The sequence below is a fragment of the Piscinibacter sp. genome, from assembly GCF_050175855.1.
Classification (GTDB): domain Bacteria; phylum Pseudomonadota; class Gammaproteobacteria; order Burkholderiales; family Burkholderiaceae_C; genus Piscinibacter.
Genome location: NZ_JBFXIO010000173.1, coordinates 1 through 10244, shown reverse-complemented (window position 1 = coordinate 10244; position 10244 = coordinate 1). Strand labels below are relative to the sequence as shown.

The 10244-nt window shown below is 63.4% G+C and carries 6 protein-coding genes; 5 read left to right on the top strand and 1 reads right to left on the bottom strand.

From position 1 onward, the window contains the following. From AB7U92_RS14155 to AB7U92_RS14135, 5 genes are all read left to right on the top strand, one after another. The coding region (locus AB7U92_RS14155) for a DUF3883 domain-containing protein (protein WP_428577871.1) at positions 1-1327 on the top strand (1327 nt) is incomplete at its 5' end. Beyond that, positions 1324-2376: a hypothetical protein gene (locus AB7U92_RS14150; RefSeq protein WP_428577868.1), complete on the top strand. Its 1053-nt coding sequence runs from the start codon at positions 1324-1326 to the stop codon at positions 2374-2376. The genes AB7U92_RS14155 and AB7U92_RS14150, both read left to right, overlap by 4 nt. Then, a complete protein-coding gene (locus tag AB7U92_RS14145) occupies positions 2377-5262 on the top strand; it encodes a DUF1156 domain-containing protein (protein WP_428577865.1) in 2886 nt (961 codons plus the stop codon). 13 nt (positions 5263-5275) lie between these two features. Continuing rightward, positions 5276-8125 (top strand): ATP-binding protein, encoded by a 2850-nt coding sequence (locus AB7U92_RS14140; protein ID WP_428577863.1) that lies wholly within the window; start codon positions 5276-5278, stop codon positions 8123-8125. After that, the gene (locus tag AB7U92_RS14135) at positions 8125-9252 is read left to right on the top strand and encodes a hypothetical protein (RefSeq protein ID WP_428577860.1); all 1128 of its coding nucleotides are present in this window, start codon (positions 8125-8127) and stop codon (positions 9250-9252) included. Before AB7U92_RS14140 ends, AB7U92_RS14135 begins: the two co-directional genes overlap by 1 nt. Positions 9253-9640: 388 nt before the next feature. Here the strand turns inward: AB7U92_RS14135 and AB7U92_RS14130 are convergent. After that, a partial coding sequence (locus AB7U92_RS14130) for a hypothetical protein (protein WP_428577857.1) occupies positions 9641-10244 on the bottom strand: 604 nt, incomplete at its 5' end.

Genomic DNA, 10244 nt, shown 5'->3' with positions numbered 1-10244 from the left:
GTTCTTCACCCAGGCCTTCCAGCAGCTGGGGGGCGAGCTGCGACCGCGTGAACCGGGCCGCTACGAGATCACCAACGTCCCGGCCATCATCCGCGAGCGCGACCGCCAGATCACCGGGCGCGACCGACGCAATGCTGACCCCGTACTGCGCCGCTACGAGCGCGTCTGCTTCGAGAAGCAGTACGTCCGCGTGCTTGACCGCGTGGGCGCGCCGATGGCCAGCCTGCTGCACCCAGCCCACCCGCTGATGCAGTCGGTGACCGACCTGGTGCTCGAAGCCCACCGCAACAAGCTCAAGCAAGGCACCGTGCTGGTGGACCCGGCCGACATGGGCCTGACCCCGAAGGTGATGTTCATCATCGACCACTCGGTCAAGGAAGGTGCCGACCCGACGCACGTGGTGTCCCGCCGCATGCAGTTCGTCGAGATCGACCCCAAGGGCAACGCGATCAACGCCGGCTGGGCCCCTCACCTGGACCTGGAGCCACTGGCACCGGCTGACATGGCGCTGATCGAGGATGTGCTGGCTGCACCCTGGATCGCCAAGGACCTGGAGCAGGTCGCGCTGGCCCATGCCTCCACGCACCTCGTGCCCGAGCACTTCGACGAGGTCCGTGCCCGCTGCGAGAAGACCGTGGACAAGACGCTGGCCGCCGTGCACGAACGCCTGGTCAGGGAAATCAGCTTCTGGTCCGACCGCTACATCAAGCTGCAGGACGACATCGCCGCCGGCAAAGACGTACGCCTGACGCTGGAAAACGTTCGCCGCACCATCGACGACCTCACCGCCCGCCGCGAGTCCCGCGAGAAGGAGCTGCTGGCCATGCGCCACGTCATCTCCGCTACGCCTGTAATCCTGGGCGGCTCACTGGTCATCCCCGCAGGCCTGCTGCTGCAGCGCAAGGGACAACCGGGATGGACGGCCGACGCCGCCGCGCGGGCTCGCGTTGAGCAGATCGCCATGCGCGCCGTCATGAACGCCGAGCGCGCGCTGGGGCACGACGTCATCGACGTGTCGGCCGAAAAGTGCGGGTGGGACGTCACCAGCCTGCCCAAGGCGCTGGACGGCAAGCTGCCGCCCTCGCGCCACATCGAGGTCAAGGGCCGCGCCAAGGGCCAGACCACGATCACGGTCACGCGCAACGAGATCCTCTACGGGCTCAACCAGACCGACAGGTTCATCCTGGCCGTCGTGATGGTGGACGGTGATCAGCATGAAGGGCCGTTCTATGTGCGGCAGCCCTTCACCCAGGAGCCAGACTGGGCGGTGACCAGCATCAACCTCGATCTCGATCAGCTTCTTGCCAAGGCGGAGCTTGTCAGGTGACGCAGCACGACATCTTTGACTCGCTGACCCGCAACGCCTTCGACTTCCTGGAGCGTGGGATCGAAGAGTTCGACAAGGCTCCCAAGTACTCGGTCATCCACTTCTGCGCAGCAGTCGAGATGCTGCTCAAGGCGCGCCTGATGAAGGAGCACTGGTCGCTCATCGTCTCCAAGACCGAGCAAGCCAACTTGGCGAAGTTCATGGCAGGGGACTTTGCATCGGTCACGATGGATGAGGCACGAGCGCGCATTCGTGACGTAGCAGGCGAAGACATTGCCGACGATGCGTTCAACAGCTTTCGCGCCCTGGCCAATCATCGCAACAAGATGATCCACTTCTTCCATGTCGATGTGGACACTGATGGGCAAGCGAAAGCTCAGATCGTTGCCGAGCATTGCCGGTCCTGGTTTCACCTACACCGGCTGTTGAATCGGTGGAGCGCCTACTTTCGCGAATTCAGCGCTGAGATCTCACGCGCTGACCGATCGATGAAGGGTCACCGGAAGTACCTGATTACCAAGTTCAAGGCCCTCAAACCGGAACTCGACGCCGCCAGGAAATCTGGCTGCAAGCCAAAGGCCTGCAGCGCTTGCGGCTTCAAGGCAGCCATCCCGGAAGCGCTCGACAGTCAGATCTCTTCGGTCCGTTGCTTGGTGTGCGATCACACAGAAACCCAGGTCGAGATCGATTGCCCGCACTGCAACCAGCCTGTCGTCATTGCGAACGAAGGCTACGCGACGTGTGAGCATTGCGGTTCGGGCATCGAGCCCGAGCACTTGGCCGACGCTTTGACGGACCACGCAGCAGCTCACATCGGCATCGCTGACGGCGACGACCGATGGGAACCTGCCAACTGCGGAACCTGCGATGGCTATCACACCGTCGTCAGGCGGGACGATCACTACTTCTGCGTCAACTGCTTCGACATCAGCGATCACGTCGAGCAATGTGGGTGGTGCAACGAGCCGAACACTGGCGACATGGAACACAGTTACTCGACAGGCTGCAGCCACTGCGATGGCAAGATGGGTTGGGAGAAGGACGACTAAATGAACATCAAGACACCCAAGAAGCTGATCGAGGTCGCGCTGCCGCTCGATGCCATCAACGTTGCGGCCGCACGCGAGAAGTCGATTCGGCATGGCCATCCGTCGACCATGCACCTGTGGTGGGCGCGGCGCCCTCTCGCTGCAGCGCGCGCCGTAATCTTTGCGCAGATGGTCAACGACCCGGGCTATCAGCAGGGCGGCGGGTTTCGCTATGGCGTGAACAAGGAAAGAGCCACGTTGGCACGGGAGCGCCTGTTCAAGATCATCGAAGAGCTGGTTCAGTGGGAGAACACCAACAACGAAGACGTGTTGGAGCGCGCCCGTGCCGAGATCCGGCGCAGCTGGCGCGAGGTCTGCGAACTGAACAAGAGCCACCCGCAGGCAGCTGAATTGTTCAACCCCGACCAGCTGCCCGCATTTCACGATCCCTTTGCTGGCGGCGGAGCGTTACCCCTAGAGGCGCAGCGCCTCGGGCTGGAGAGCTTTGCTTCCGACCTCAACCCAGTGGCCGTGAGCATTAACAAGGCCATGATCGAGATCCCGTCCCGATTCTCCGGATGCGCGCCCGTAGGGCCACTGCCTGCAGGAGAGCGTCAGGCTCAGCTGCACGTGGATTGGTCTGGGGCCAAGGGGCTGGCCGAGGATGTGCGTCGTTACGGCGCTTGGATGCGAGACGAAGCTAGGAAACGCATCGGTCACCTCTACCCGCCGCTGGAGATCACCGCAGCCATCGCGTCGGAGCGCCCAGACCTGAAGCCTCTGCTGGGCCAGAAACTCACGGTCATCGCCTGGTTGTGGGCACGCACCGTCAAAAGTCCCAACCCGGCCTACTCGCACGTGGACGTACCTCTGGCGTCAACCTTTGTCCTGTCCAGCAAGGAGGGCAAGGAGGCCTATGTGCTGCCCGTGGTCGTCGGTGATAGCTACCGCTTTACCGTTGAGGTGGGCAAGCCCCCCGAAGAAGCAAAGGAGGGCACCAAGGCAGCTGGACGCGGCGCAAACTTCCGCTGCGTCTTGTCGGACACCCCTATCGGTGGCGACTACATCAAGGCCGAAGGGCAGGCCGGTCGCATGGGTGCGCGTTTGATGGCTATCGTTGCGGAAGGTGCGCGAGGCCGCATCTATCTGGCACCGACCGAAGGGCAAGAGGACATTGCTCGACGGGCGCAGCCGAGATGGAAACCATCTGGCGACGTGCCTGCTCGCCTGACGGGTGGCACTTGCGTGCCCTACGGCTTGAAGGAGTGGGGAGACCTCTTCACACCACGCCAGCTGGTTGCGCTAACCACCTTCTCGGACCTTGTGGACCTGACGACCGCCAAGGTGAAGGCCGACGCCCTGGCCGCCGGCCTATCCGACGACGGTATCGGACTGGATGCAGGCGGAATCGGTGCGAGGGCGTACGCGGAAGCGGTGGGCGTCTACTTGGCTTTCGCAATCGACAAGGTCAGTGATCGCAATTCAAACTTGTGCGCCTGGGCGAGCCTCCGCGAACATGCGCGCAACACGTTCGGACGGCAGTCCCTTCCGATGACCTGGGACTTCGCTGAAAGCAACCCGCTATCTGATTCCAGCGGGAATTTCGACGGTGGCATCAAGTCAATCACTGATGCCCTGAGTGAGATGAGGCCTGTGATCGCGGGCCGAGCTGAACAGGCGGACGCTCAAACTCAGGTCCTGTCGATGAACCGAGTCGTTTCAACAGATCCGCCTTACTACGACAACATTGCATACGCTGACCTATCGGACTTCTTCTACGTCTGGATGCGCAAAAGCCTGCGGTCAACCTTCCCAAGTCTCTTCGCCACGCTATCGGTACCCAAAGCGGATGAGTTGGTTGCCGCAGCCTATCGGCACGGAAGCAAGGACAAGGCTGAGGCCTTCTTCCTTGATGGCATGACGCAAGCCATGCACAACTTAGCGCAGAAGGCGCATCCAGCGTTTCCTGTGACGATTTACTACGCGTTTAAGCAGAGCGAGACAAAGAGCGACAGTGGTACGTCTAGTACCGGATGGGAGACTTTTCTTCAGGCTGTGATTGACGCTGGCTTCTCGGTTACGGGGACATGGCCGATGCGGACTGAACTTGAGCGTCGGATGGTGGGCGCCGAGACCAACGCACTTGCCTCCAGCATCATCTTGGTCTGCCGCCAGCGCCCAGTCGACGCCTCCGCGGTGTCGCGCCGGGAGTTCATTCGCGAACTCAACGCCGCACTTCCCGAGGCGCTGGACGAGATGACGCGCGGTGGCGTCAATTCGCCCGTGACGCCAGTGGACCTATCGCAGGCCATCATAGGTCCTGGCATGTCAATCTTCAGCCAATACGCTGCCGTGCTGGAGGCTGACGGCACGCCAATGCGTGTACGCACTGCGCTGCAGCTGATCAACCGTTTCTTGGCCGAGGACGATTTCGACCACGACACACAGTTCTGCCTGCACTGGTTCGAGCAGCAAGGCTGGGCCACTGGTCGCTTCGGTGAGGCCGACGTGCTTGCCCGCGCCAAAGGGACCAGCGTTGACGGCCTCCAAGCCACGGGCGTTGTGGCCTCCGGCAAAGGGGAGTTGCGCCTGCTGCGTTGGATCGATCTGCCGCGCGACTGGTCACCCGAAACGGACAGTCGGCTGCCCGTTTGGGAAGCGCTGCACCACTTGATTCGCGCGCTGAATCAGGAAGGCGAATCGGCGGCAGGTGCATTGCTGGCCCGCATGCCAGCTCGCGCGGAGCCGATTCGTGCCTTGGCCTACAGGCTCTACACGCTGTGCGAGCGCAAGGGTTGGGCAGACGACGCCCGCGCGTACAACGAACTCGTCACGGCCTGGAGCGGCATCGAGCAAGCAGCTGGCGAGGCTGGCGTGATCGGCTCGCAGGCACAGCTGGATATCTGATCGGGGAACCACCATGGCTTTGAAACCCTGGCGCGAAGTCGCCGTACCGCACGAGGACGTGCTCAAGGGCACGTTCCAGCAGGCTGAGTTCGCGGCCGATCTCTCGCGTGTGCACGCGGGCACAGCAACGAGCGAGTACCAGAACCCGGTGCTGTTCTTCCAGCGCACCTTCATCACCGAGGGCATGCGCTTGCTGCTGGACTCGGTGGTTCGGCGACTCTCGGGCAAAGGCGGCGACCCGGTCATCCAGCTGCAGACGGCCTTTGGTGGCGGCAAGACGCACACGATGCTGGCGGTCTATCACCTGGCCAAGGGCGAGGCGGCGGCCAGCGACCTTCAGGGCGTGGGCGAGATCCTAAGCGCGGCGCAGGTTGTAGAACTGCCGCGCGCCCGCGTGGCAGTGCTCGACGGCAACAAGTCAGCACCGAATCAGCCTATCAAGCGCGATGGGCAGGCGGTGCGCACGCTGTGGGGCGACCTGGCGTGGCAGCTGGGCGGCGCGGAAGGCTACGCCCTTGTGGCCGATGCCGACACTTCGGGCACTTCGCCGGGTAAGGCGGTGCTGGAGACTCTGCTGGCGCGGTGTGCGCCGTGCGTGATCCTCATCGACGAGCTGGTGGCGTATGTGCGCCAGTTCGAAGAAGGCAAGGCTCTCACCGGGGGTACCTTCGACTCCAACCTGTCGTTCGTGCAGGCGCTGACCGAGGCTCTGAAGGCCGTGCCGACGGCGGTGCTGCTGGCGTCGCTGCCGGAGTCGGACAAGGAAGCTGGCAGCCAGCGCGGCGTGAAGGCACTGGAGGCGCTGGCGCACTACTTCGGCCGCGTGCAGGCGCTGTGGAAGCCGGTGGCAACTGAGGAGGCCTTCGAGATCGTTCGGCGACGCCTGTTCGCGTCGATCAACGACAAGCTGGCGATGGAGTCGGTGTGCCGCGCCTTCGCGGACTTCTACACCGCCAACCGCGACGACTTTCCGCAGGAAACGCAGGAGAGCCGTTACTTCGAACGCCTGGTCCACGCCTACCCCATCCACCCCGAGGTGTTCGACCGGCTCTACGAAGACTGGTCCACGCTGGACAACTTCCAGCGCACCCGCGGCGTGCTGAAGATGATGGCCAAGGTGATCCACCGCCTGTGGAAGGACGGCAACAACGACCCGCTGATCATGCCGGGCAGCCTGCCGCTGTACGACGCCGATGTGCGTAACGAGGTCATCTACTACCTGCCCCAAGGCTGGGACCCGGTGCTCGAACGCGACGTGGACGGTGAGCGCGCCGAGACCACCGAGATCGAGAACAAGGACACCCGCTTCGGCAGCGTGCAGGCCTGTCGCCGTGCGGCGCGTTCAGTGTTCCTGGGCAGCGCGCCCAGCACGACGAACCAGCTGGTGCGCGGTCTGGAGCTCGAGCGGGTGATGCTTGGCATCGTTCAGCCCGGCCAGCAGATCGGGCTGTTCAAGGACGCACTTCGGCGGCTCGGTGACCGGCTGCACTACCTCAACCACGCCAACAACCGCTTCTGGCTCGATACGCGGCCCAACTTGCGGCGGGAGATGGAAGAGCGCAAGCGCCGCTTCCAGGACAAGGAAGACGTGTTCCCGACCGTCCGCGAGCGCGTCCAGCGCGGCTTCGCCAGCGGGGTGTTCGGCGGCATCCACGTGTTCACCGACAGCGGCGACGTTCCCGATGACTGGGCCCTGCGTTTGGTGGTGCTACCGCCCGACGCCGCCTTCAGCAAGAGCGGCCAGAGCCTGGCAATCGACCGCGCGGCCGAGATCCTGAAGAAGCGCGGCGACCAGCCCCGCTTCAAGCAGAACCGCCTGATCTTCCTGGCGGCCGATTACGACAGCGTCAGCCGCCTGAAGGACCACGTCCGTTCGTACCTGGCTTGGCGCAGCATCGTTGCCGACTACAAGGACAACCGCATCGTCCTCGACAACCTAATGGCCAAGCAGGCAAACGCCAGCCTGGAGCAGGCCGAGGAGACCGTACGCCGCATGATCCGCGAGACCTACAGGTGGATCGTGGCACCGATGCAGGAGGCACGACCCGGCAAGGGCCTGTCCGAGCTGCGGTGGGAGCACTTCCAGGCCAACCCGAGCGCGCAGAACTGGGCGCAAGAGGTTGAGCGCGTGCTCAAGGAAAACGAGCTGCTCATCAACGAGTGGGCGCCGATCCACCTGGCCAAGGTGCTGAAGGACTGGTTCTGGAAGGACGATGCCAAGGAAACCAGCGCTCTGAACGTCTGGCAGCAGAGCTGCCAGCAGCTGTACCTGCCCCGCCTGAAGGACGACACGGTCTTCCAGCTGACGATGGCCGCGGGCGCTGAGAGCCGCGACTTCTTCGGCTTCGCGCAGGGCAAGGAAGACGGTCGCTACGTCGGGTTCAGCTACGGCAAGCGCACGTCGCTAATCATGGACTCGTCGCTGCTGCTGATCGAGCCGTTCGCCGCGGCGGCCTACACGGAGGCGCTGCGTGCAGCAGAGGAAGCCTCGCGGGCCAAGACCGCTGTCACGGGCGGGGGCGCATCCACCACGACGGTGACCACTGGCGGCGGCGATACGCCCCGTGTCGAAGACTCAGCCAAGGGCGGATATCCGTCTGGCACGGGCGCGGCCGGCCAGGTCTTGAAGAAGCAGTTCTACGGCAGCATCGAGCTCGACCCGATCCTGGCGAAGAAGCAGTTCGCCGACCTGGTCGATGAGGTCGTCCAACAGTTCACTACGCGCACCGGCGTGAAGGTGAAGATCGCCATCGAGATCCAGGCCGAATCAGCCACCGGCTTCGATGACGGGCTACAGCGCGCGGTGAAGGAGAACTGCAACGTGCTGAAGTTCAAGAACGCCGAGTTCGAGTCGGGAGAGTGATGGCGCAGGACGGCGACTCCTCCAGCGGCAATCACGGCGCCCCGAAGAAGAAGGGGCTCAACCTCGATCTGCTGTTTGGGCCGGCAACCAGCGTACCGACGTCCGTCGGTACGCTGTACCTGTATGGCTTGCGAAGTTCGGACCTAGGCGCCTTGCAGTCGCTGCCCAGTGACGAGCCGATCGCCCGTATCCGTGCTTTCCTGCCGCACATAGCGAGCCTGGTCGAAGCCAAGGGGTTCAAGGACGAACGGCCGCCGTTGGCGACTAAGGACGTTGATCGGCTCTCTGACGCCGAAGTGGAGCACGTCGCTGAGGTCTATGCCGCTGTGCTTCTGCGTGGGCCACGAGTCGATGGCGAGGAAGCGGCGAAGCCTGTGCGGGAAAGTACCGAATCGGCAGTCGGTTATCTGGACCGACTGCTGAAGCACGAAGCCCAAGAGCAGTCGCAGCAACTACGAAGGATGCACGAGAAGATGCTGGCATCGACTAGCAGTATCTTCGATCAGGTTCGCAAGAGTTCTTCCATATTGGGGTCGACTCTCAGCGAGTTCGAGCGACTGACCAAGAGCGCACCAGCAGTCGAGATTTACCAGCCCAGCATGGATCACTTCCACGCGATGAACGAGCACTTTGCTCGGCAGGCGCGCGAACGAGCTGAAGAGCTCGAGATGGTCAGGCTGACCGGGAAGATGACCGCTGAGTCGGCCAAGACGCTCAAGGACCTCGCAGAGGCAGCAACGGTCCTGCTGGAACAGCTGGACGAGCGCGACAAGAAGGCTGATCGCTCGACGCGCAAGCAGATCACCATCGCTGTCTGGTCGGTCGGCATTTCAGCGGTGCTGGCCCTGTTCGCGTTGATCTTCTCGGGCTTGTCCTACTTCCAAGACAAGACCAACAACGCGGGCGGGGAGAGGTGGCAGTCGGAACTGATTGCCGCCGTTCGTGATGGCAGCAGTCAGCGAGATGCCGCCGTGAAGGAAGCTCAACGCCTGCGTGATCAGGTTGCCGAACTTGAAGCCAAGATCGCGCGCATCGAGTCGACTCAGGCTGCCACTTTGCCGGGCAAGACGACAGAAGCAGCAACGCGCCGTGCGACCAGCCCTGGCAGTCCCGTTGCGCCGCCGTAGAGCGGGCAGCGACGGCGAGGGAGGTCCGGTCGAAGTTGCTACGCTTCTCCGAGCCTGCCTGCAGACGGTCGTCCTGGAAACGTCGTCCTTGGCGTCGTCTGAGGGCGTAGGATGAGCGTCGTTTTCTCCGCGGAGTGAGCGGATCAGGTTATGTCCGGAATCAGCAAGCTGTCGAGCTTCATGGCGAGTCTCGCGACACAAGTTCGCGCTGCCATCCATGTGGGTGTCCCCGTTGACGACACCTCAGGAGCGCGTCAAACGAATGCATGCGAACCGACGCTTGGTTTGTCGGATGCACAACAATGGGATGACGCACCAGGCCGCATGACGCGAAACGGTCTCGGGAGCCTCGAGATCGGCGCTGGCAAGACGCGAGTCGACGAGTAGCTCACCGTTCACCGGTTGCGCCGCCTCGATCCTTTCTCGGGCGGTCGACGTCTTCGGCAGTTCCGGGTTTCGGGGGTGGTACCGCAGGTTGGGGCTTGGGACCCGCGACTGGAACTCCGTCTTTGTCGAAGTGCCATTCGCCGATCGGCTCGACCTTGGGCGCAGTGCCGAGGTTCGGCTCGCTCGCGTTGGCGCCCACCGTATCCCAGACCGCTCGGTTGCCACCGTGGTTGGGACTGATCTTGCCGATGCGCACCGAGGCCTTGTAGTTCTCGCTGAGTGTTCCGGCTTCCTGCGAGACTTGCGTGCGAGCCTTGTCGATCTTTGCCTTCGTCTCGGCTTCGCTGGTACCGACGCGACCGGCCAGGTCGTTGCCCACCACTTGGCCGGATACGGCGCGCCGCCGAGTCTGGCGTGCGCGGATCTCGGATTCATTTGCCGAGGTCTGTTGGCCGAGTGCAGCGCCGTCCGCCGCGCGCCGGTTGGCGTCGTACTGCTCCCTCAGTGTTGAATCGGGCCAGCCCATGGTTTCCGGTAGCGGCCGCGACGGACCGAGCGGACTGTCGCTGGGGACGTAGCCCGTTGCCGAACTGCCGCCGCGGGCG

Coding starts and splice junctions, on each gene's coding strand:
- AB7U92_RS14145 (WP_428577865.1), top strand. CDS start 2,377: ATGAACATCAAGACACCCAAGAAGCTGATCGAGGTCGCGCTGCCGCTC.
- AB7U92_RS14140 (WP_428577863.1), top strand. CDS start 5,276: ATGGCTTTGAAACCCTGGCGCGAAGTCGCCGTACCGCACGAGGACGTG.
- AB7U92_RS14135 (WP_428577860.1), top strand. CDS start 8,125: ATGGCGCAGGACGGCGACTCCTCCAGCGGCAATCACGGCGCCCCGAAG.